We start from the raw sequence: 20,791 nt of genomic DNA on the forward strand, positions 1-20,791 counted from the left end.
TGCACGTCCGGCTCGATCATCGCCTCGAAGGCCCGCCGGGTGAGCGGCACGCCGGGGGGGGGGCGGGGGGGGGGCCGCCCGCGCGGGGGGGGGGGGGGGTGGGGGGGCGGGCGGGGGGGCGCGCGGCCGGCGGGGGCGGCCGCCCCGCGACCTCAGGAAGCGGCCCGGGTCGAGGACCTCGGCGTGGGCTCGATAGTGGCCGTCCGGGGCGAGGGTCCGGCGGTCACCGGCGCCGGGGACGCGGAAGGCGCCGGTTCCGCCGTCGCGGGCGCCTTGGACGAGGAGGGCGTCGGCTCGACCTTCACCGGCGCCCTGGACGCGGAAGGGGCGGGCTCGGCGGTCGCAACCGGCGACCTGGTCGCGGCCGGCGACGCGGTCCCAACCGGCGACGCGGTTGCGGCGGGCGACGCGGTTGCCGCGGGCGACGTGGTCGCAACTGGCGCGGGAGTCGCGTCGTCGGCGAAGGCCGCCGCGGCGGACACCCCGCCGATGACGACGACGACCACGGCTCCGGCGGCGACCGCGAGGGTCCGGGTGGATCTGCGCATCTAGGGCTCCAGCTGTCAGTCGGTGCACTGTCGCCTGAGAGGACGCGCGAACCCGGAAAAGGTTGGCGGCTCCGCGGTGATCCACGACACACCGACCTCAGTTGGGCGACTCCAGGTCGAGGAACAGGCGCACCCGGGTGCCGCCGGGGGCCGTGTCGACGCCGACCTCGTCGCAGACGCGTTCGACGATGGCCAGGCCTCGGCCCCGGAGGGCGTCGGCCGCGGGCATGGCTCGGCCCAGCGCCCGGACCGAGCCGCCGTCGATCACGTCGCAGACGATGCGGCCGCCGGCGCTGTGCAGGCGGACCAGGCCGCCCCCGGCGGTGTGCTGCAGGGTGTTGGTGGCCAGTTCGCTGACGGCCAGAGTGAGCAGCTCGGCTCGATGTTCGGGCAGGCCGAGGCGGGTGGCGCCGGTGCGGACGAACTCACGGACGTGGGCCAGGTCGCCGGGTTCGGCGTACGGGAATTCCGAGTCGGGAGTGTCGCCGTTCATCCGCCCGCCGTTTTTCCGTCGCTGACCGAACCCAGCAGGGTGCCGACGCCGGTGATGTCGAGGACAGCGGCGACGGCGCCACTCGGGTTGAGCAGCGCGACCCGGCCACCCCGGGACTGGGCCTCGAGGTGGGCGGCGACCAGGCCGTGAACGCCGCTGGAGTCGAGGAAGTCGAGCGCGCCGAGGTCGACGATCACCAGCGGGGCCGTGCGGACGGCGGTCTCGAGCACCGCGTGCAGCTCGTCGCGGACCGCCAGATCGCACTCGCCGGCCAGGGTCACCCGCACATGGCCGGCTTCCTGTCGCGTTGTCGCCTCGAAGTTCGGCATTGCCTCCCCTTGCGTGCCGGGTCACATCATGACATCCACGACGCGGGTTCCCAACGATGTCCGGCGGGCGGGCGAATCCCCGGCCGTTCTCTTGCGCGGGGAAAAGGCGCTCTGCGTAGGATTAAACCGTCAAATACGGCAATAAACCGCATACGGGGATGAACCATGCGAATGAAGCGTCTGTGGCTTGTCTCTGTCGCGGCGGCCGGCCTGCTCGCCTCCACGGGCGGCGCGGCCACCGCCTCCCCCGATCACGAGCTGGCGTACTGGACCATGAACGAATCGCCCGGCGCCCGTACGATGCGCGACGTCAGCGGGCACGGCTTCCACGGGCGGATCGGCCGGGAGGTCGCGGTCGGCATCCGGTCGGACGGCCGGACCGCGTACGGCTTCGAACGCCTCGAACCCGACACCCCGCCCACCCGGCCCGGGCACCTGGTGATCGTCCCCGACGACTCGCGGCTCGACCCCGGCAGCCGCGACTACGGCATCGAGATGCGGCTGCGCACCCGCGACCACTTCGGCAACGTCGTGCAGAAGGGGCAGGCCACGGTCCGCGGCGGCAGTTTCAAGCTGCAGATCCCCAACGGCCGGGTGCAGTGCTGGTTCCGGGGTTCGAACACGTCGCTGCTCGTGACGGCGCCCCAGCCCATCAACGACGGACGCTGGCACACCGTACGGTGTGAACGAACCGGCGACGGCGTGAGCCTGGCCATCGACGGGCGCACGGTGGCCGAGCGTTCCGGCTGGACCGGCCCGATCGCCAACTCGTGGCCCATCGCGATCGGCGGGAAGTCGGAGTGTGACCAGGTGGACGTGGGCTGTGACTACTTCGCCGGGGACATCGACTACATCGCGATCGACGTGGAAGATCCCGGCTGGTAACAGGTGTTGACACCCGTCCCGATCCTCCGCGATTGTTCCCTGGTGAGCGACGAGTGGCCGATTGCGGGAACCCTGCTGGCGGCAAGATACCGGCTGGTCACGCTCCTGGAGACGGGTGGCATGGCCCAGATCTGGCGGGCCGACGACGAGTTGCTGGCCCGCCCGGTCGCGGTCAAACTGCCCAAGGGCTCGCAGGTGGTCTGGCGCGAGGCGCGCATGGCCGCGAAGCTTCAGCACCCGAACATCGCGGCCGTCCACGACTACCGCGAGGCGGTCCGGGCCGACGGCACGGTGGCGCCGTTCGTGGTGATGGAGCTGCTGGCCGGCGAGAGCGTGGCGGCCCGGCTCGAACGGGAGCCGATCGAGCTGCCCGAGGCGGCCCGCATCGGCGCCGCGGTGGCCGACGCGCTGGCCGCGGCCCACGCCAACGGGGTCGTGCACCGCGACATCAAGCCCGGCAACGTCATGCTCACCCCGACCGGCGTGAAGATCCTCGACTTCGGCATCAGCGCCACAGCCGGCGAGCCGGACGACGACGACACCGGTTCGACGTTCGGCACGCCGGCCTACGTGGCGCCGGAACGGTTGGACGGCATGCCGGCCGAGCCGGCGACCGATGTGTACGGCCTCGGCGTGCTGCTGTTCGAGATGGTGACCGGGGATCCGCCGTACCCGGTGGACACGTGGGAGGAACTGGCGGAAGCACGGGCCACCGGGCCGAACGTGCTGCCGCCGGATCTGCCCGCCGCCTTCCGGTCGCTGGTCGACCGCTGCCTGGCCGACGACCCGGAGATGCGTCCCGGCGCCGAAGAGATCCGCTTCGACCTGACCGCCCTGTGGCTCAAGGTCGATGACCCGCCGGCCGCCGAGCCGCCGGCCGCATCCGCCGTGGGCGGCCGCGGCGGTGTCGGCGGCGGTGCCGCCCGCGCTGATTCCCGGGTGGCCGGCCCGGCGCGATCGAGGCCGGCGACGGGGCCGGGGGGCGAGCGTCCCGCCGACGGCCGGCCCGGCACCCACCCGGACGGTCGCGGCGGCACCCCGGCCGGCCGGTCGCCGCGGGGCGCCCGGCCCACCGCGCCGCAGCAGCGCGCGTACGCCGCCGGCCGGGCTCCCGCCGTGACCCTTGCCCTGACTCCGGCCCCGACCCGGCGCTGGGTGCTGGGCGTGACGGTGGTGGCGCTGCTGGCCGCGGTCGGTGGCGCCGTGCTCGCCGTCAACTGGCCGAGGCCGACCAACGAGGCCGCCCCCGAGTTGCCGCCCCCGCCCGTCGTCGTGTCGGAGTCTCCGGCGCCGTCCCGCACACCAGCAGGCACACCGCCGACGACCCCCCGCTACTCCCCCACGCCGAAGCGGGTGGCCCCCACGCTGACCTTCGACGACGCGGTGGGCCGCTTCCGCAACGCCGTGGAACAGGCCGACATCCGCTCCGATGTGGCTCTCGACCTGCTCAACCTGCTGCGCCCGCTGGCCAACGGCGACGGCGACAACGTCGGCGGCCAGGTCGACGCCCTGCGCCGCAAGATCAACGACCGGGCGGGCGAGGGCAGTGTGTCCCCGGCCCAGGCCACCCTGCTGCGTTCCCGCCTGGCCGACGTGAACCGGGCCGCGGGCACCTGACCACGGTCAGGCGTCCAGGCAGCGACCGTCCGGCAGCAGGCCCGCGTACCACTCGTGCCAGCGCTCGTCCGGGGGCGGAGTCACGTCGCCCAGCACGCAGACGTCGCCGACCCGCACGGCGTAGAGCAGCGCGCCCGGCACAGTGGAGTCGCTGTCGCGCGCGAGCCGCACGGTGACCTCGGCGTAGTCCCCGGCGGCCAGCGCCTGTCGCACCTTGGCCGCGTCGGCCTCGGTGGCCGACAGCTCACCCGCGCCGGCGTCGTGCACCCTGAGGTGCACGGCCACGGCGGCCTCGTCGAGCGCATCGTTCTCGCCGATGCGCGGCACACCCGTACGCCGATGGCTGTCCTTCAGCTCGAACGCGCAGTGCCCGTCCTCGTCGTTGACCGGATCCGAACAGGTCGCGGTGCTGGCAGCGCCCACGACCGGATCCTTTCCCGGCGCACCGCACGACGTGACCAGCGTCAGGGTCGCGGCCGACGCGACCAGTCCCCACCGAGATCTCACGCCGGTGGATCAGGCCGAGCCGCGGATCACGAGCCGCGTCGGCAGGACGATCTCGGCGTCACCCGGCTCGCTGCCGTCGATCTTGGCCAGGAGCAGGCGGACCATCTCGCGGCCCATCTCCGCGATGGGCTGGTCGACGCTGGTCAGCGGCGGATCGGTGTGGCGGGCGATCACCGAGTCGTCGAAGCCGATCACGGCCACGTCCTCGGGCGTCCGGCGGCCGTACCGGCGCAGCACCTGCAGGGCGCCCGCGGCCATCATGTCGGAGGCGGCGAACACCGCGTCCAGGTCGGGGAACTGCTCGAGGAGGCGGTGCATGGCGTCGGCGCCGCTCTCCTCGCTGAAGTCGCCGAAGGCCACGGGTCCGTCGCCGACCACGTCGCGGTAGCCCTCGAGGCGGGCGATGCCGGCTGCCATGTCGAGCGGGCCGGTGATGGCGGCGATGCGGCGGCGGCCCTGCGACCACAGGTACGACACGGCCTCGCGGGCGCCGGCCCGGTTGTCGGCATCGACGTAGGTGCCTCGTTCGGCGTACATGGGACGGCCGACCCGCACGGTCGCGACGCCCCTCTCCTCGAGGACGGAGGGCAGCGGGTCGTCGCCGTGCAGCGAGAGCAGCAGAGCGCCGTCGACGTGCTGCCGGGTCAGGTAGCCCTCGAGCCGGCGGCGTTCCTCGGGGGCCTGCGCGATCATCAGGACCATCTGGAGGTTGCGGGCGACCAGCACCGACGAGATCGACTGCACGATGCGCCCGAAGAACGGCTCGGCGAAGAACCGCTCGCCCGACTCGAAGATGACCAGGGCGATCGAATCGGTACGCTGGGTGACCAGCGTGCGGGCGGCGCGGTTGGGCACGTAGCCCAGTTCCTGGATCGCGTCCTCCACGGCCTGCCGCGCCCGCGGGCTGACCTGCTGCGACCCGTTCACCACGCGGGACACGGTGCCCCGGCCGACACCGGCGCGCACCGCGACCTCTTCCAAGGTCGGCCGGCCGCTCGCCCGGTTCCGCTCCGTCGTCATCGATGGCACCTCTCCGGCGCGCTCGACACAAGCACGCCCGACACCGGCGTGTCCCTGTTCGTCACGCCGGAAGGAGCGCAACCGGTGGTCGCGCCCGACACAAGGTACCTGCCCGGCGCTTGCGGCAACATGATCGTTACGGTCAATCCCGGGACGGAGTGTCGCCGAATTACCGCAACTGGGACATGAATCCCGGGATCCGGCGCTACGGAGCGTGGCGGAAGCGGCGGAGCTGAGGCGTGGACGCGGCGATGGTGGCCGTGGCGACGACGGCGGTGAGCCCACCCAGAGCGAGCGCGGCCCCGCCCGAGGTGCCGGCCGCCACCAGTCCCGCACGCAGGTTCCCGAGTTGGGGGCCGGCCGCGCCCGCGATGTGTTCCAGCGACGAGATCCGGCCGCGGAAGCCGGGTGGCGTCACCGTCTGGACGACCGTGCCGCGGGAGACGACCGCCCACGTGTCGGCGGCGCCCGCAACCGCGATCAGCGCCAGGAAGACCACCAGGCTGCCGGTCAGCCCAGCCAGCCCGAGGGCGACCGCCCACACCGCGCCGCAGATCAGCATCAGCCGGCCGGGACGCGGCTGCCGGGTGGCCGCTCCGGACAGGATCATCGCCAGCACGCCGCCCACGGCGAGCGCCGTCGTGAACAGGCCCAGCACCTCGGGCCGGCCCCCGAACTTCTCGTCGTTCACCACCGGGAACAGCGCCACGGGCATGGCCAGCAGGGTGGCGGCCAGATCGGCCAGCAGGGCACCGCGTACGGCGGGTGTTCTCCCCGCGTACGCCAGACCGGCCCGCACCGACCGCCAGCCGGGCGCCCCCTCGGCCGCCGGCACCCCGGACGGCAGCCCGGCCAGACCGATCAGCGCCGCCGCGAAGGTGAGCGTGTCGACGGCCAGGCACCAGCCCACCCCGGCCGCAGCCGTCAGCACACCCGCGGCGGCCGGGCCGAGCAGCATCGCCAGCTGGAACGAGAGGTGATTGAGGGCCAGGCCGGCGGCGAGCCTGTCCCCGCTCAGCAGCAGGGGCACGAACGTCTGGCGGGCCGGGCCGATCAGGCCGCCCAGAGCCGCCTGCGATGCCACCAGCAGCAGCATCGCGGGCACGCCGCCGACGTCGGTGAACGCCACGAAGGTCATCGCGGCCGACAGCACGATCTGGGCCACCGTGCAGCGCAGGGCCAGCCGGCGCCGGTCGACGTGGTCGGTGAACGCGCTGCCGGCCAGGGCGACGACGATCAGCGGCAGGCCGGTGGCCAGCCCGACCAGGCCGACCGCGGCGGCACTGTGCGTACGGTCCCAGACATAGAAGACGACGGCGAACGCGCCGAACTGACCGCCGAAACCGGACGCCGTCGTGCCCAGCCAGAGCCGCCGGAAGGCCGGGTTCTCGCGCAGCGGCCGCAGGTCGGTCAGGACCCTCATCGATCGACGGGGCGGAGCCGCTCCGCGAACGACCGGGCGGCCAGCAGGGCCCGCAGGTCGGCCACCACCTGGGTCATCGGGTAGGGCAGCTCCTCGTCGAGCTGCCGCACCGCCGCCTCGGTCGACCGCCACTCCGCGACCAGGAACGGCATGATCTCGCGCGACCGGGCGGTGAGGCCGATGGGCCGCGTACGCCCGTCGTCCCCCGCCGCGCTCTCGACGAACCCGGCCCGGGCCATCGCCGCCGCGGTCTGGCTCATCGCCGAGTGCGAGACCCCGCGCCGGGCCGCGAGCTCGCGGATCGTCATCGGGCCGAACCGGTGCAGGGCGATGAGCGGCCCCACGAACCGGGTGCGCATGCCGTCGATGCCGGCCTCGGTGTAGAGGGCGGCGATGTCGCGATCGAGATCCGCCAGCAGGGCGTGAAGGTCACTCCAGTGATTGCTGTCGAGCAGGTCCACCGGAGCAATGTAACAGCGCTTATATAATCCCGGAAACGCCCGGCAGGCTGACGATGATCGTCGCGCCCCGCCCGGGTTCACTCTCGATGCGCATCGAGCCGCCGTGCCCGTCGACGATGGCCTTGACGATGCTCAGGCCCAAGCCGGCCCCCTGCACCTCGGCCCGTTCGGCGTAGGCCGAGCGGCGGAACGGGGCGAGCACGCGTTCCCGGTCGCCCGGCTCGATCCCGACGCCGGTGTCACGTACCGTCAGTTCGACCTGGTCACCCCGGGCCGTGGCGCCGACCGTGATGCCACCACGGGGCGTGAACTTCACCGCGTTGAGCACCAGCCGTTCGATCACCTGGACGAGCCGGATCTCGTCGGCCTCGACCAGAACCGGCTCGGGGGCGTCGGCCCGGATCTCGAGCCCGCGACCGGCGGCGAGGACCTGATTGCGTACGACCGCCGCCCGCGAAAGCTCGGCCAGGTCGAGCCGGCGCTTGGTGAGCCGCAGCTGGTCCTGCCCGGCCTGGGCCGCCAGCAGCATGTCGTCGACGAGCGCCATCAGCCGGTCGGAGTTGCGCCGGATCCGGGTCAGGAAATCGATCCCCGTGGCCGGCTCCACGTCGTCGTCGGCCAGCATCTCGAGGTACCCGTTGATCGAGGTCAGCGGCGTCCGCAGCTCGTGCGTGACCCGCGACACGAACTCGTCCCTGATCTTGTCGGCCTCGCGCAGCCGCTCGTTGGCGGCGTCGACCCCGCGGGCGTACTGCCGCAGCTCGAGCTGGGCGATCACATGCCGGGCCAGCGTGCGCAGGCCTTGGCACTCGGCCGGGGTGAGCAGGCGCGGCTCGTGGTCCATGACGCACAGGCTGCCCAGCACCTCGCCGGTCGAGGTGACCAGCGGCGCGCCGGCGTAGAAGACGATGTTCGGCTCACCGGTGACCAGCGGGTTGTCCTGGAACCGCGGGTCGAGGCGGGCGTCGGGCACCTGCATGACGTCGACGGCGTACATGGCGTGCGCGCAGAACGAGTCCTCCCGGGCCGTCGCGCACAGCCGCAGGCCGACCCGGGCCTTGAACCACTGACGGTCGGCGTCGACCAGACTGACCAGGGCGATCGGCGCCCGGCACAACTGCGCGGCAAGCACCGCGATGTCGTCGAAATCGCTCTCGGGTGCTGTGTCCAGCACACCGTAGTCGCGCAACGCCGCGAGACGCCGCTGCTCGGCGGCGTCCGCGTGAACCAGGGTGACCGGCATGTCCCGCGCCCCTCGTCGATGTGCCTGGATTGCTCCCGTCGGCGGTTAACGGTCGGCGTCGGCCTCAGCGGCCTGAGCGGTCTTCCGGGTGCAGGGCGGTGATCAGGGTTGCCTCTGCGGTGCCTTTTCGGGGCGCCGTCTCTCGCCTTCTCGCGGCGCGGCTCCTCACGGCGCGGCTCCTCACGGCGCGGCTCCTCACGGCGCGGCTCCTCACAGCGCGGCTCCTCACGGCGCGGCTCCTCACGGCGCGGCTCAGGGGTTGCCGCGGCGGTGCTCGAAGATGAGGTACGTCTCGGTGCCGGCGATCAGGCGGGTGCCGCTGAGCCGCTCGGTGATCACCTCGCGCAGATCCTCGACGTCCGCCGTGGCCACGTGCAGCAGGAAGTCGTAGGAGCCGGAAACGAAATACACATCCCGTACGGCCGGGATGCCGGCCAGCGATTCGGCGAACTTGCCGATCGCGTCGCGCGACTCCGACCGGATCCGGACGGCGATCATGGCTTGGATGGGCCGCCCGATCCAGGCCGGGTCGACGTCGGCGTGGAAGCCACGGATCGCGCCCAGCTCACGCAGCCGGCGGATCCGCGTCAGGCAGGTCGACGGGGCGATGCCGACCCGCTCGGCCAGGGCGTTGTTCGGCATGCGGCCGTCGACCTCGAGCAGGGCCAGCAGGTCGCGGTCGATGTGATCCAGACCTCGAAGATCCTTCGGTACGTCGGTCATTTCCACCCCGCCTGTCGCAGCTTCTTCGGCCCAAGCCTCTGAATCAGAATCTTATGCGACGGTGTTGCGATCAAACTGCACATCGTTTCACGCTGTGCCGGACGCGTGACGAGAGGACCTGAGATGCACATCGGCGTGCCGGCTGAGATCAAGAACCACGAGTACCGGGTGGCGATCACCCCCGCGGGCGTCGCCGAGTTCGTGCGCCGCGGCCACAGCGTGCTCGTCGAGGCCGGCGCGGGCGCCGGCTCAGCCATCACCGACCAGGACTTCGTGGCCGCCGGCGCCGAAATCGCGCCCGACGCCGACACCGTGTGGCGGAGCGCCGACCTCCTGCTCAAGGTCAAGGAGCCGATCGCCGCCGAGTACCACCGCCTGCGAGCAGGCCAGGTCCTCTTCACCTACCTGCACCTGGCCGCCGACGCCGAGGGCACCAAGGCGCTGCTGGCCAGCGGCACCACCGCCGTCGCGTACGAGACGGTGCAGCTCACCGACGGCTCGCTGCCCCTGCTGGCCCCGATGAGCGAGGTCGCCGGCCGGCTCGCCCCGCAGGTAGGCGCGTACAGCCTGATGCGCAACTCGGGCGGCCGCGGCGTCCTGCCCGGCGGCGTGCCCGGCGTCAGCCCCGCCAAGGTGACCGTCATTGGCGGTGGCGTCTCCGGCGTCAACGCGGCGACGATCGCGCTGGGCATGGGGGCCGACGTCACCGTGCTGGACCTCAACATCTCCCGCCTGCGCCAGATCGACGCCCAGTTCGGCGGCCGGGTCAAGACGCTGGTCTCCTCGGCCTACGCGCTGGAGCAGTCCTGCATCGAGGCCGACATGGTGATCGGCGCGGTACTGGTGCCCGGAGCCAAGGCGCCCAAGCTGGTCTCGAACGACCTGGTGAAGCGGATGAAGCCCGGCTCGGTGCTGGTGGACATCGCCATCGACCAGGGCGGCTGCTTCGAGGACTCGCGGCCCACCACCCACGAGAACCCGGTCTACAAGGTGCACGAGTCGGTCTTCTACTGCGTAGCCAACATGCCGGGCGCGGTGCCCAACACCTCGACGTACGCCCTGACCAACGCCACCCTGCCGTACGCCCTGAAGCTCGCTGACCTGGGCTGGAAGGCCGCTCTGAAGGCCGACCCGGCACTCGCGATGGGCCTGAACGTGCACGACGGCAAGCTCACGAACGAGTCCGTCGGGACCGCGCTGGGCCTCCCCGCAGTCGAGATCGCAACTGTCTTGGCCTGACCCACCAAGCAGAACGGGCCGCCCTGCGGAAGGCGGCCCGTTTCGTTCCCGCTTACAGGTAGTTCGAGATGTGGGACAGGTCGGCCGCGCTCAGGCGGTCGGTGCTGGTGTTGCGCTGGTGCCAGTACGGGTAGCGCAGGTTGTCGCCGCTGGCGTCGTCGAGCGCCTTGACCTCGTCGGCGGTCAGCTCGAGGTTGGCCGCGGCCAGGTTGTCGCGCAGCTGCTCGGTGGTGCGGGCCCCGACGATCAGCGAGGTGATGCCCGGCTTCTGGGCGATGTAGGCCAGCGACACCTGCGCCGCCGACACGTTGTGCGACTCGCCGATCTTCACGGCGACCTCGATCGAGTCGTACAGCTTGTCCTCGTCGTAGATCGGCGGCTCGCTCCACTCGGAAAGGTGCCGGCTGCCCTCGGGCGCCGTCACCCCGCGCCGGTACTTGCCCGACACCAGGCCACCCGCGAGCGGGCTCCATACGAGGATGCCGACGCCCTGGTCGAGCGCGGCCGGCACGATCTCGGCCTCGATGTCACGGTTGGCCAGCGAGTAGAAGACCTGGGTGCTGGCGAACCGCTCGAGCTGCCGGGCGTCGGCGATGCCGAGCGCCTTGACCATGTGCCAGGCCGAGTAGTTGGAGCACCCGATGTAGCGGACCTTGCCGCTGCGCACCAGGTCGTCCAGCGCCGTCAGGGTCTCTTCGAGCGGGGTCTGCCCGTCCCACTCGTGCACCTGATAGAGGTCGATGTAGTCGGTGCCGAGCCGGCGCAGGCTCGCCTCGGCCCCGCGGATGATGTGATGCCGGGAGAGCCCGGCGTCGTTCGGCCCGTCCCCCATCGGCATCCGGACCTTGGTGGCGATCAGCACGTCGTCACGGCTGTCCCCGAGGGCCTCGCCGAGGATCTCCTCGCTGAGACCGTTCGAGTAGACGTCGGCCGTGTCGATGAGGTTGACGCCGGCGTCCCGGGCAATCGCGATCTGCTCGCGGGCCCCCGCCACGTCGATCTTGCCGACCGGAGACGCCCAGCCGGTGCCGCCGAAGCCCATCGTGCCCAGGGTGAACGTGGAGACCCTCAGACCCGTGCGGCCTAGCTGCCGGTACTGCATCCTGATTCCCTCTTCCTTACCGTCGGTAGTGCTCCGGACAGCCTTACCCGCCCACGGACGGCTGTCCACCGGAACGGGCTCCGGCCGCGTGTGATCTCCGGCAACGGCGACACTCCGAGGCGTGGAATCGAACTCCCCGCGATCGCGCGAACGGTTATAGTCTCATTCAGAGTCGGATATATCCGACTTCGCCCTTGCAAAGTACGCGTCCGAGCCACTAGGAATTACAGCCGTGTCATCTACGCCGCCGGCCGCTGGCGCCCTGCCCGCATCCCGCATCGACCGCCGCGTAGGACCGCCCCCGAAGTGCTCCACCAATGTGACCTGCCCAGCGATCTTCCAGCTGGCAGACGGCAACTTCGCCCTCATCGGCACCCACCACACCGATACGCTCCAGCCCCAACTGCCGGCCGACGCCGGAGTGGCCGACTACGAGCGCATCATCGTCGTCCCGAAGGCGGTCATGCTGGGGGCGACGAAGGTTCTGGTGCTGGCTCTGGCGGGGACGCTGGTGGGGTCCGTCGTGGCGGGGTTGCTGCTGGCCCTGACCCACGCCGGCCAGGCCTCGCTGTCCAACTGGAGCCATTTGGGTCTTCCCTCGAAGACCCGCGTCTAGCGCCGGCGTCCTTGGGCGGCTCGGCGGAACAGGCTAGGACGGCCTCGCACTGGCGCCAGATCTCGTCGGCCACGGCGATCAATTCTGACTGCTCCGTATTTTCCGCATAGATGCTGCGGCGACTGTTCTCGGTATCACTCCAGAACGCCCGCACGGCCGGGCTGGCCATCAGATACCGAACATTGTTGACCATTTGGTTCCGGGTCGTTTTGCCGCTGGAATACTCGAGCCAGACGTGCTGCAGGATCAGATTTGCATACATATGCTGCGATTCCACCAGCGCGTCGACGCCGGCGATCCGGGGCCACACTTCGGCCAGATGCGGCCGCTCGAGCGCCAATCGCATCAGGTCCACGTGCATCTTGCGGAGTTCGAGGTCGGCTCGGCGCTCCTCCATCACGCGCTGCTCGGCCCCTTCCGCGCGCTGCTCGCGGAGGAGCTTGTACTGCGACGTCCAGGTCACGACGACCGCTGCCACGGCAAGCACGGAGATCAGCGAGTTGACCACGCCGAACGACTCGCCGACGCTGCTCCACCGGCTCCACGTGACGTCGTCGCCGCGCCGCGCCAGAACCGCGACCAAGCCGATGCCGGCGAAAACCGCGCCCGCACTCACCAGCAGAACGAGGCCCAATATCCAGAGCGTGATTTTTGTGTACGCCAGGGATCTGCCACTGAGAGAGTCATCGCTCATCCCCGTAACCCCCTCGGCCGATCCGGAAACACCGATACCGCCCGCCTTGCGATCAAGGACTGGGCGGTGTCGAATTTTATGGCGCAAGACGATTGTGCCGCGACGACGCAATGTCCCGTCAAGCTCCCGGGCATGAGTGAGCGAATGCTCCCACCTCGCGATACGTGGCATTCGGCTAGGTGGCAAAAAGCTGAATAGCACAACGCAACTTGCTTTTCTCGAATATTACCGAGTATCCATCACAGTCATTCTGACGGTCGAGGCCCCGATCCTGCGAGCGGCCGCACGAACCGGGACGCCGAGCGCCGCTGTACCGGTTCCAGTTCCGGCCGACCGGTCAGCATGTGCCGCCTACGCTCACCTCGGCTCGTTGCTCGCGGCCGTCGGCCCGCACGGTCAGCGCGACGCAGGTCGGCTCGGTGACCGTGTAGCCACCGGCGAAGGCCAGCCAGCCGTTGGCGCTCGGGCAGGCCGGCACCCGGATCGTGGCGCCCTCGGGGCCGGGGCTGCCCCAGCCGATGGTCACGCCGGGTGTGGTCACCGTCAGCTCGACGGCGTGCCGGCCCGGACGAGCAGGCCTGCCTTGGCGAAGAGGCGACCGGGCCGGCCCGAGTCGTGCGACTCCAGCACCCCTGTGGGCAGGGCCACCGCATCGAGCACGAGGCGGAAGTTGTCGTCGGGCGGGCGGCCGCCGATGTCGTGGGCGCAATTCACGGAGTTCGGGCTGGGCGCTGCGGCTGACGCTTGTGCGGTGGGTCGCGCATGGGGTCGCTCGGCTGAGCAGGCGGCCAGGACGCACGCGAGCAGCGCGGCGCACCAGCTGAGGCGGCGATGGCGGGTCACACCCGGAAGACGCCTGAGCCGGGGTCCGGGTTCCCCGGGGGCCTCACTTCTCGAGGATCTGTTTGAGGCGGGCCAGATCGTCGGCGACCTTGCCGCTGTCGCGGGTGAAGTCGGCGTCCGACGTGCCGGGCGGGCGGCGTACGGAAAAAACGATCTCGGCGCCGTCGCCGTAGGGCACGACGCGGAGCGGGTTGAGGAACTGCTCACCCGATTCCAGGGTGACCACGTGGTCGAGCACGCCGAAACCGTTGGGCGGGGCGAACTCGACGCGCACCCGGCCCAGGTCGGGTGATTGCACGTACCAGTCGCCGTCGTGCTGCTCCACGGATTCGCCGAGGCCGGGGGCCCAGGCCGTCAGGTTCGCGGGGTTCGACACGTACGCGTAGACGTCGTTGACCGGGCGGTCGATGCGTTCGGCGACGTGTGCCGTATCGGTGCTCATGCCCTGATGATCCGCTGGTGTCACTCAACCGGCCAGCCGGAACACCTCGGCGTGGCGCTGCTGGGCGGGCACCCGCAACGCCCGCAGGCTGCGCAGCACCGCGTCGGTCATGGCGGCCGGGCCACACACGTACACGTCGCGCTCGGTGATGTCGGGGACGAGGCCGCGCAGGTTCTCGGGGCTGAACGGCTGGTTCCCCTCGACGGTGCGGCCGGTCAGCAGGTGCAGTCGCGCGCCGCGCAGCTGGGCCAGGTTGCGCAGTTCGCCCAGCAGGACAGCATCGGCGGGAGTGCGTACGCGGTAGAGAACCACGATGTCGCCGTCCAGCGTCTCGTCCTCGAGGAGCGCGCGGATCGGGGTCACGCCGATGCCCCCGGCGATCAGCAGGGTGTCCTGCCGGGTGCGGCCGGTCGCGGTGAAGGCGCCGTACGGGCCCTCGGCGAACACCCGCGTGCCGACCGGCAGGTCCCGGAGCCCGGCACTGGTCGTACCGATGGCCTTGGCCGTCAGTCGCAGGGAGTGACCGTCGGGCGCGGCCGAGAGCGACCACGGATTCACCTGCCACCAGCGATTGTGCCCGGGGAAGCGCCACAGGAAGAACTGCCCGGCGCGGGCGTGGAGCTTGTGCAGGTCACGGCCCGTCACATGGACGGAGACCACGTCGGGCGATTCGGCCACCACCGCCGCCACCCGCATCCGGTGCCGCAGGTTGCGGATCAGCGGCAGCACGAGGCGGCCGGTCAGCAGCGCGCCGATCGCGAAGGCCCACAACCCCCACCAGTACGCCTGGGTGAAGTTGTTGGTCTTGAAGGCGCTGCCCTCGTAGACCTGATGGATCACGCCGAGCACGATCACCGCGTAGACCAGCAGATGGATGGCATGCCAGGCCTCGTACGGAATCCGCCTGCGCACGGCCCGCACCGACGTCACCGCGATGACGCCGACGAGCCCGGCCGCGATCATCCCGAGGGCCACCGGCAACTGCTTGGCGAGGTTGGGGATCTCGCTCAGGAACGGGATCCGGTCGAGCTGGGAGTAGCCCAGCATCACGAATGTCGGATGCAGCAGCACCAGCCAGAAGATGGCGAACCCGGTCCAGCGGTGCCAGCCGGTCAGCCGGTCCATGCCGATCCGCCGGTCGAGGAACGGCAGGCGGGCGATCAACAGCAGTTGCAGGGCCAGCGCGAACCCGAGATGCAGGCCGAGAACGCGGCCGATCGTGGTCAGCGTGTTGTGGGCCGGGGTGTTCGGACGGGCCAGCATGAGCTCGACGATCAAGAGGTTGAACAGCAAAAACGCCCAGAGCAGCAGGAACGCCGTCCGGGCCGGAGCGATGCGCCGCAGCTGCGGCCGGGTTGCGGTGGTCATCCGAACCTCCCGGGGAGTGTGCATCGTCTTTAGCGGTGATCGCGCGGCGGCGCAATCACCCACACGACAGCCGCTGCCGGAAGGGTTCAGTAGGTCGTGATTCGTCCCGAGTGGCGCGCCCCGGCGATACTGGCCCCGGCGCCCGGGCGGACGGGCGGATAGGAGCAAGTAGTGACACAGCCGGCCAAGCCGACGGACGAGACCCAGCCGATCCCTTCGACGGCGGATGACCCCACCGAGGCCATCCCCGCACCGGACGCGGCCGCTTCGGCATCCGCCGGTCCCGGGAAGCCGGCCCCCTTCGTCGCCGCTCCTCAGACAGCGGCCGACCCACCGGCCGACATAGCGGCGGCAGGTTCCCCCGCGTCTGCCGGCTCATCGGCAGACTCCGCTCCGAAGCCCGACGCCGGCCGGCCCGCAGTCACAGCTCCATCGGTGGCCGCCCCATCGAGTGCCGCCCCAGCGGCTGCCGCCGGCCCCTCCGCGGGCCGCCAGGAATCCGACGCCGACTCGCCCACAGCCGCCGGCCGGCCCGCAGACGTCAGCCGTCCGGCAGCCGTCAGCCCACCCGCGGAAGTCAGCCCGCCCGCAGACGTCAGCCGGCTCGCAGAGGTCAGCCCACCCGCAGAAGTGAGGCCACCCGGAAACGCCGGCCCAGCCTCAGACGTCAGCCCACCCACTGTGGGAGGGGGAGGTGGCGGCCGATTTTACGCCGATCAGAGATCTTCGAGCGGGTTGTCCACAGGCGCCGCCGGTCACTCGGCGAACAATCCACAACCGGTCACCGAGCCGGCCCCTTCCGGGGCTGACTCCGATGCGACGGCGCGGCTCGAGGCGGTCCCGCCGGCGAGTCGGCCTGCGGACACGACTTCGGATCCGGACCGCACTACGGCCATCCCCCGATTCCCGGCCGCGACCGACCCGGACCGGACCGCGGCGATTCAGCCCTCCGAAGCGGGATCGTCCGGCCAGGCCACTGAAGTTCCGCGTACGCCGGCTGGCAGCTCCGCCCCGGCCGGACCACCGAGCGGCGCAAGCCCCACCGACCAAGCCGGCAGCGCAAGCCCCACCGACCAAGCCGGCAGCGCAAGCCCCACCGACCGAGCCGGCAGCGCGAGCCGCGCCGACCAGGCCGGCGGCGGGCGCGTCTCTCGGCCGGCCGGCTCCACGTCGGCCGGGGATGCGGACGCCACCGCGCTCATGCCACAGACGCCGGAACCCTCCCGTCAGGGGCCGAGTGCCGCCAGTTCGGTATCGGTCCCCGTCGCACCGCGCGATCGCCCGACCACACTGCGCGACTTCAACCGGGCCGCGCCCACGGCTCCGATCCCAGCACCCGCCACGAACCAGACTCAACCCCCGGAGCGGCCGTCCACCGCGAGCGCGGCGGCTATCCCCGCGGCCCGGCCCAAGCAGGAGACGGCCGCTCCCGTCCCCGTCACCCGCCCCGAGCAGAGAACCACCGCCCCTGATCCCGCGACCCGCCCCGAGCAAAGAACCGCCGTTCCCGCGCCGAGGCCCGCCCCAGCGACACCCCTCGCGGCGACCCCAACGCAACCGGGATCGGCCAAGGCGCCCGCATCGCGGCCAGCACCGGGCAACCTCTACGGCGGCTCACCCCAGCCCGGCACGGCCACTCCCAGCACCCCAACCGCTCCAACCCAATACGGTCGCCCGTCCACGCCCCCCGCCGAATACGGCCAACCAGCCACCCGGCCGGCCGAGCAGGGCCGCGCGTCCACGCCACCCGCTGAATACGGCCGCCCCAGCACCGAGCACGGCCGCGCGTCCACCGAATACGGCCGCCCAGCCACCCAGTCGTCCACCGAATACGGCCGCGCCGCAACGCCGCCTGCCGAATACGGCCGCCCGCCCGCCGAGTACGGAAACGCCCCGCGTAAACGGAGGCGGCTCCCCGCCGTACTCATAAGCGTGTTCCTCCTGGTGGCCCTGCTGGGAGCCGGCGCCACCGCCCAACTGACCCGCTCACTGCCCAAGGCGACCCTGGCCACCGACGTAGCCGCCACCATGAAGATCCCGGGCACCATCAAGCTGCCCTGGCCCGACGAGGGCTCGGCCGAACTCATGATCGAGGGACTGGGACGGCTCGGTGGATCCGGGCCCGACGAGGCGGCGCCCATCGGCAGTGTCGCGAAGGTCATGACCGCGTACGTCATCCTGCGGGACCACCCCCTCAGCGGCGACGAGGAGGGTCCCTCGCTGACCGTGACCGCGGCCGACGTGGCGGACTACCAGGCGCGGATCGCCAGTAACCAGTCGCTGGTGCCGGTGCGGGTCGGCGAGAAGCTGACCGAGCGGGACGCGATCGAGGCCCTGATGCTGCCGTCGGCCAACAACATCGCCCACCAGCTGGCGATCTGGGACGCCGGGTCGGAGAGCGCCTTCGTCGACAAGATGAACGCCGCCGCGGACGACCTGGGCATGGCCGAGACCCGCTACACCGATCCCAGCGGCTATCTGCCGACCACCGTCAGCACCGCGCCGGACCAGGTCAAGCTGGCCCGGGCCGCGCTGAAGTCGGAGGTCTTCGCCGAGATCGTCGCGCTGCCGAGCGCCACCATCCCGGTCGCCGGCAAGATCCGGAACTACAACGACCTGCTGGGCGTCCAGGGCGTCTTCGGCATCAAGACCGGGTCGACCGACGAGGCCGGCGGCTGTCTGCTGTTCGCCGCGCACCTGACGGTCGGCGGCCGCAAGCTGACCATCGTCGGCGCCGTCTTCAACCAGCCGGGGCTGAACACGCCGGAGCAGCTGGCCAACGTCAACCGGGAGATCAAGACGCTGCTGCGCGCGGTTCGCCAGACGGTGAAGCAGTACACCCTGCTCCCGGCCGATCCGGTGGGCGAGGTCCGTACGGCCTGGGGCGAAAGCACCCCGGTCCGCCCGGCCACCCCGCTCAAGGTGGTGGGCTGGCCCGGGCTGAGCGTCCCGGTCAAGGTCACCACGACGGCTCCGGGCGCCTCGGTGGCCGCGGGTCAGCCGGTCGGCACGGTTCAGGCTTCCGGCGTACGCGTGGACCTGCGGGCCGACGGCGCCACCGGCGACCCCTCGGTGTGGTGGCGCCTGACGCGAACGCCCTAGGCAAGCCGCTCCCGGATCTGGTCGGCGAGCAGGGCCAGCTCCGGGGCGTCGAGGACCTGTTGTTCCTTGCCGTAGAGCTCGCCGAAGTGCGGGTCGGTGAAGGTGTGGCCGCGCCACACGCGCCGTGACCGGTAGCGCGGCACCACATGCAGGTGGACCTGGGCGTCGGCGTTCATGAGGAAGGCGTGGTTGAACTGGTCGGGGGTGAACAGACTGCCCACGGCCGTGGTGAGGCGAGTGATCTGGCGGTGCAGGTCGGTCCACTCGTAGGGGGTCAGGGCGGTGACCGACTCGACGGGGCGGTTGGCGACCAGCATGGTCTTGCCGATGAGGTTCTGGTTCCGGTTGACGGACAGGGTCCACAGCGACTCGACGGCGATCACCGTGCCGGGGTCGAGCCTCAGGGCCATGCCGTCAACGGTGGAGCGAGCGCAGCACCGCGTCGGTGACCACGCCGTACAGCAGGTGGGGGACCGCGTCGGCCAGCCAGTCGGTGGCGGACCAGGTGCGGGGGTCGCTGACCTCGAGAGCGGCCATCGACAGGTTGGTCGACGCCATCGCCGTGACGCCGATCAGCGCGGCGCCGAGCGGGGCCGGTGGGCGTACGCCCGCCCGCCGCAGCAGACCGAAGGTGACGCCGAGGCCGACGCCCGTGACGATGCCGCTCAGGCTGGCCAGGCCGGTGAGCCGGTGCTCGCGCGTCTCGCCCTCCCCCGGGACGGAAACCGGCAGGTGCTCCTCGAGAGCCTCCACCGTCTGTTCGGGCGTCCGGCTGCCGGCCCGGCCGCGCACGGCCATGTCGAGGTAGGTGACGGCGTTGAGGGCCGCGGTGCCGGCAGCACCCGCAGCCGCGCCGGCCAGAATTCCCGTTCGCATGGGTCAGCCGTGCCCGCGCGGGCCGCCTTGGAAACCTAAGGGCGGTTGACCAGCACGCGGCCCAGGATCAGGGTGACCACGCCGGCCAGGACGACGCTCAGCAGGCCCACGCGCAGGCTGGACTGGTCGGCGACGAGGCCCACCAGCGGCGGCGAGAGCAGGAAGCCGCCACGCAGCAGCCAGCTCACGATCGTCAGGCCCGCGCCCGGCGAGAGGCCCGGCAACTCGTCGGCCGTGTGCATGGCCGCCGGCACCAGCGTTGCCACACCCAGGCCGGCCAGCGCGAAACCGGCCAGCGCGGCCGGCACCGACGGGAAGGCCAGGGCCGCGCCCATGCCGACCGCGGCCAGCGCCCCACCGGCCCGCACGACTGTGCGCTGGCCGAAGCGGTCCACCACCCGGTCGCCGGTCAGCCGCCCGACGGTCATCGCGACCTGCATGGCCACCACGGCCAGGCCGGCGGTGGCGGCCCCGGCGTTCAGGTCTTCGCTCAGGAACAACGCGCCCCAGGACGCGCCCGCGTCCTCGACCAGGGCGCCCGCGGCCGCGAGCAGACCGAGGGCAGCCAGCATCTTCACCGCGGCGCCGGTGAAAGCACGCCGCGGCGCCGCATCGGAAGCCGCAACCGGCGAGCGTTCGGCGTCCTCGGCGCCCGGCAGCAGGAAGCGGAAGGCGACCAGCGCGATGGTGCTGAACAGCACGGCCGAGATCGTCAGGTGCAGGCCGAGCGGCACCGAGAGGCCGGCGGCGGCCGAGCCCATCAGGCCGCCGAGCACGGCGCCGATGCTCCACACCCCGTGCAGCGAATTGAGGATGGACCGCCCGTAGAGGCGCTGCACGCGCAGGCCGTGGGCGTTCTGCGCGACGTCGATGATGGAGTCGAGCGCGCCGACGACGAACATCGCGCCCGCGAACACCGTCCAGTGCGGCGCGATCGGGAGGAGCAGCGTGGCCAGCGTCAGCAGGACGATGCCGAACGACGCCGTGCGGGCGGAGCCGAGCCGCCGGATCACCGCGCCCGCGAGCAGACCGGCCAGCAGCGCGCCGACCGGCATGGCGGCGATGGCCGTGCCGAAGAGGGCGTTGGAGACGCCCAGGTCGGCCTTGATCTGCGGATAGCGCGGCACCACGTTGAAGAACACCGCGCCGTTGGTGAGGAACAGCGCGGCGACCGCGGCGCGCGCGAGGCGGGCCTGCCGCGTGGGCGCGGCGGTCAGAGTCGTCATGCGTACGAGCGTACACACCATGTGTACGCTCGTA

22 protein-coding genes and 1 pseudogene are annotated in these 20,791 nt (G+C 71.6%); 6 read left to right on the plus strand and 17 right to left on the minus strand.

The annotated features are described in order from the left end of the window. Positions 1–183: 183 nt before the first annotated feature. Complete coding sequence (locus LXN57_RS31095; protein ID WP_251801745.1) at positions 184–552, plus strand: hypothetical protein; 369 nt, start codon at positions 184–186, stop codon at positions 550–552. Between the two features lie 93 nt (positions 553–645). On the opposite strand, the gene LXN57_RS31100 is transcribed toward LXN57_RS31095, so the two are convergent. Both LXN57_RS31100 and LXN57_RS31105 read right to left on the minus strand, forming a co-directional pair. Then, complete coding sequence (locus LXN57_RS31100; RefSeq protein WP_251801746.1) at positions 646–1,041, minus strand: ATP-binding protein; 396 nt, start codon at positions 1,039–1,041, stop codon at positions 646–648. Next, entirely contained in the window at positions 1,038–1,370 is a 333-nt protein-coding gene (locus tag LXN57_RS31105) for an STAS domain-containing protein (RefSeq protein ID WP_251801747.1), read from the minus strand. Before LXN57_RS31105 ends, LXN57_RS31100 begins: the two co-directional genes overlap by 4 nt. A 165-nt stretch (positions 1,371–1,535) precedes the next feature. Between LXN57_RS31105 and LXN57_RS31110 the strand changes: the two genes are divergently transcribed. Both LXN57_RS31110 and LXN57_RS31115 read left to right on the plus strand, forming a co-directional pair. Then, positions 1,536–2,255 (plus strand): laminin G domain-containing protein, encoded by a 720-nt coding sequence (locus LXN57_RS31110; protein WP_251801748.1) that lies wholly within the window; start codon positions 1,536–1,538, stop codon positions 2,253–2,255. 42 nt (positions 2,256–2,297) lie between these two features. Next, positions 2,298–3,872 (plus strand): serine/threonine-protein kinase, encoded by a 1,575-nt coding sequence (locus tag LXN57_RS31115; protein ID WP_251801749.1) that lies wholly within the window; start codon positions 2,298–2,300, stop codon positions 3,870–3,872. Between the two features lie 6 nt (positions 3,873–3,878). Here the strand turns inward: LXN57_RS31115 and LXN57_RS31120 are convergent, their stop codons facing one another. From LXN57_RS31120 to LXN57_RS31145, 6 genes are all read right to left on the minus strand, one after another. Next, positions 3,879–4,295 carry a hypothetical protein gene (locus LXN57_RS31120; RefSeq protein WP_251801750.1) on the minus strand — a complete coding sequence of 139 codons (417 nt, stop codon included), beginning with the start codon at positions 4,293–4,295 and terminating at the stop codon, positions 3,879–3,881. A gap of 93 nt (positions 4,296–4,388) precedes the next feature. Beyond that, positions 4,389–5,399 (minus strand): LacI family DNA-binding transcriptional regulator, encoded by a 1,011-nt coding sequence (locus tag LXN57_RS31125; protein WP_221380020.1) that lies wholly within the window; start codon positions 5,397–5,399, stop codon positions 4,389–4,391. A 205-nt stretch (positions 5,400–5,604) separates the two neighbouring features. Next, positions 5,605–6,822, minus strand: a complete 1,218-nt coding sequence (locus tag LXN57_RS31130) for an MFS transporter (protein WP_251801751.1) — start codon at positions 6,820–6,822, stop codon at positions 5,605–5,607. Further along, positions 6,819–7,283 (minus strand): MarR family winged helix-turn-helix transcriptional regulator, encoded by a 465-nt coding sequence (locus LXN57_RS31135; protein ID WP_251801752.1) that lies wholly within the window; start codon positions 7,281–7,283, stop codon positions 6,819–6,821. The genes LXN57_RS31130 and LXN57_RS31135 overlap by 4 nt, the downstream gene beginning before the upstream one ends. Before the next feature lie 19 nt (positions 7,284–7,302). After that, on the minus strand, positions 7,303–8,526 hold the full coding sequence (locus LXN57_RS31140) for a GAF domain-containing sensor histidine kinase (RefSeq protein WP_251801753.1): 1,224 nt from the start codon (positions 8,524–8,526) through the stop codon (positions 7,303–7,305). Positions 8,527–8,778: 252 nt separating this feature from the next. Next, complete coding sequence (locus LXN57_RS31145) at positions 8,779–9,249, minus strand: Lrp/AsnC family transcriptional regulator (protein WP_251801754.1); 471 nt, start codon at positions 9,247–9,249, stop codon at positions 8,779–8,781. 123 nt (positions 9,250–9,372) lie between these two features. Here LXN57_RS31145 and ald point away from each other — a divergent pair, with 123 nt between their 5' ends. Next, on the plus strand, positions 9,373–10,488 hold the full coding sequence (ald, locus tag LXN57_RS31150) for an alanine dehydrogenase (RefSeq protein ID WP_251801755.1): 1,116 nt from the start codon (positions 9,373–9,375) through the stop codon (positions 10,486–10,488). A 52-nt stretch (positions 10,489–10,540) separates the two neighbouring features. Here the strand turns inward: ald and LXN57_RS31155 are convergent, their stop codons facing one another. Further along, a complete protein-coding gene (locus LXN57_RS31155) occupies positions 10,541–11,590 on the minus strand; it encodes an aldo/keto reductase (RefSeq protein ID WP_251801756.1) in 1,050 nt (349 codons plus the stop codon). A 319-nt stretch (positions 11,591–11,909) separates the two neighbouring features. Here LXN57_RS31155 and LXN57_RS31160 point away from each other — a divergent pair, with 319 nt between their 5' ends. Beyond that, entirely contained in the window at positions 11,910–12,206 is a 297-nt protein-coding gene (locus LXN57_RS31160; protein ID WP_251801757.1) for a hypothetical protein, read from the plus strand. 67 nt (positions 12,207–12,273) lie between these two features. Here the strand turns inward: LXN57_RS31160 and LXN57_RS48390 are convergent. From LXN57_RS48390 to LXN57_RS31185, 5 genes and pseudogenes are all read right to left on the minus strand, one after another. Continuing rightward, positions 12,274–13,071, minus strand: a pseudogene (locus LXN57_RS48390) (DUF6082 family protein); the annotation flags it as partial. Between the two features lie 166 nt (positions 13,072–13,237). Continuing rightward, complete coding sequence (locus LXN57_RS31170; protein ID WP_251801759.1) at positions 13,238–13,441, minus strand: hypothetical protein; 204 nt, start codon at positions 13,439–13,441, stop codon at positions 13,238–13,240. Positions 13,442–13,443: 2 nt separating this feature from the next. Beyond that, on the minus strand, positions 13,444–13,614 hold the full coding sequence (locus LXN57_RS31175) for a hypothetical protein (protein ID WP_251801760.1): 171 nt from the start codon (positions 13,612–13,614) through the stop codon (positions 13,444–13,446). 172 nt (positions 13,615–13,786) lie between these two features. Further along, on the minus strand, positions 13,787–14,185 hold the full coding sequence (locus LXN57_RS31180) for an SRPBCC family protein (RefSeq protein WP_251801761.1): 399 nt from the start codon (positions 14,183–14,185) through the stop codon (positions 13,787–13,789). A gap of 24 nt (positions 14,186–14,209) precedes the next feature. Further along, a complete protein-coding gene (locus LXN57_RS31185) occupies positions 14,210–15,553 on the minus strand; it encodes a ferredoxin reductase family protein (protein WP_251801762.1) in 1,344 nt (447 codons plus the stop codon). Between the two features lie 1,932 nt (positions 15,554–17,485). Between LXN57_RS31185 and LXN57_RS31190 the strand changes: the two genes are divergently transcribed. Further along, entirely contained in the window at positions 17,486–18,655 is a 1,170-nt protein-coding gene (locus LXN57_RS31190) for a D-alanyl-D-alanine carboxypeptidase family protein (RefSeq protein WP_251801763.1), read from the plus strand. On the opposite strand, the gene LXN57_RS31195 is transcribed toward LXN57_RS31190, so the two are convergent. The 3 genes from LXN57_RS31195 to LXN57_RS31205 are packed head-to-tail and all read right to left on the minus strand — an operon-like array spanning position 18,652 to position 20,757. Beyond that, positions 18,652–19,065, minus strand: coding sequence for an HIT family protein (locus LXN57_RS31195; protein WP_251801764.1), 414 nt, complete (start codon positions 19,063–19,065; stop codon positions 18,652–18,654). The two genes, LXN57_RS31190 and LXN57_RS31195, sit on opposite strands and share 4 nt — an antisense overlap. 4 nt (positions 19,066–19,069) lie before the next feature. Beyond that, positions 19,070–19,531, minus strand: coding sequence for a hypothetical protein (locus tag LXN57_RS31200; protein ID WP_251801765.1), 462 nt, complete (start codon positions 19,529–19,531; stop codon positions 19,070–19,072). Positions 19,532–19,566: 35 nt separating this feature from the next. Beyond that, positions 19,567–20,757: an MFS transporter gene (locus tag LXN57_RS31205; RefSeq protein WP_251801766.1), complete on the minus strand. Its 1,191-nt coding sequence runs from the start codon at positions 20,755–20,757 to the stop codon at positions 19,567–19,569. Positions 20,758–20,791 lie beyond the last annotated feature (34 nt).

Source organism: Paractinoplanes hotanensis (assembly GCF_023717965.1).
Classification (GTDB): Bacteria; Actinomycetota; Actinomycetes; order Mycobacteriales; family Micromonosporaceae; genus Actinoplanes; species Actinoplanes polyasparticus.

Bases quoted from the DNA above. Each gene is read 5' to 3' on its own strand.
- LXN57_RS31100 (WP_251801746.1), bottom strand. From the start codon at position 1,041: ATGAACGGCGACACTCCCGACTCGGAATTCCCGTACGCCGAACCCGGC.
- LXN57_RS31105 (WP_251801747.1), bottom strand. From the start codon at position 1,370: ATGCCGAACTTCGAGGCGACAACGCGACAGGAAGCCGGCCATGTGCGG.
- LXN57_RS31110 (WP_251801748.1), top strand. From the start codon at position 1,536: ATGCGAATGAAGCGTCTGTGGCTTGTCTCTGTCGCGGCGGCCGGCCTG.
- LXN57_RS31125 (WP_221380020.1), bottom strand. From the start codon at position 5,399: ATGACGACGGAGCGGAACCGGGCGAGCGGCCGGCCGACCTTGGAAGAG.
- LXN57_RS31130 (WP_251801751.1), bottom strand. From the start codon at position 6,822: ATGAGGGTCCTGACCGACCTGCGGCCGCTGCGCGAGAACCCGGCCTTC.
- LXN57_RS31140 (WP_251801753.1), bottom strand. From the start codon at position 8,526: ATGCCGGTCACCCTGGTTCACGCGGACGCCGCCGAGCAGCGGCGTCTC.
- LXN57_RS31145 (WP_251801754.1), bottom strand. From the start codon at position 9,249: ATGACCGACGTACCGAAGGATCTTCGAGGTCTGGATCACATCGACCGC.
- ald (WP_251801755.1), top strand. From the start codon at position 9,373: ATGCACATCGGCGTGCCGGCTGAGATCAAGAACCACGAGTACCGGGTG.
- LXN57_RS31155 (WP_251801756.1), bottom strand. From the start codon at position 11,590: ATGCAGTACCGGCAGCTAGGCCGCACGGGTCTGAGGGTCTCCACGTTC.
- LXN57_RS31180 (WP_251801761.1), bottom strand. From the start codon at position 14,185: ATGAGCACCGATACGGCACACGTCGCCGAACGCATCGACCGCCCGGTC.
- LXN57_RS31185 (WP_251801762.1), bottom strand. From the start codon at position 15,553: ATGACCACCGCAACCCGGCCGCAGCTGCGGCGCATCGCTCCGGCCCGG.
- LXN57_RS31195 (WP_251801764.1), bottom strand. From the start codon at position 19,065: ATGGCCCTGAGGCTCGACCCCGGCACGGTGATCGCCGTCGAGTCGCTG.
- LXN57_RS31200 (WP_251801765.1), bottom strand. From the start codon at position 19,531: ATGCGAACGGGAATTCTGGCCGGCGCGGCTGCGGGTGCTGCCGGCACC.
- LXN57_RS31205 (WP_251801766.1), bottom strand. From the start codon at position 20,757: ATGACGACTCTGACCGCCGCGCCCACGCGGCAGGCCCGCCTCGCGCGC.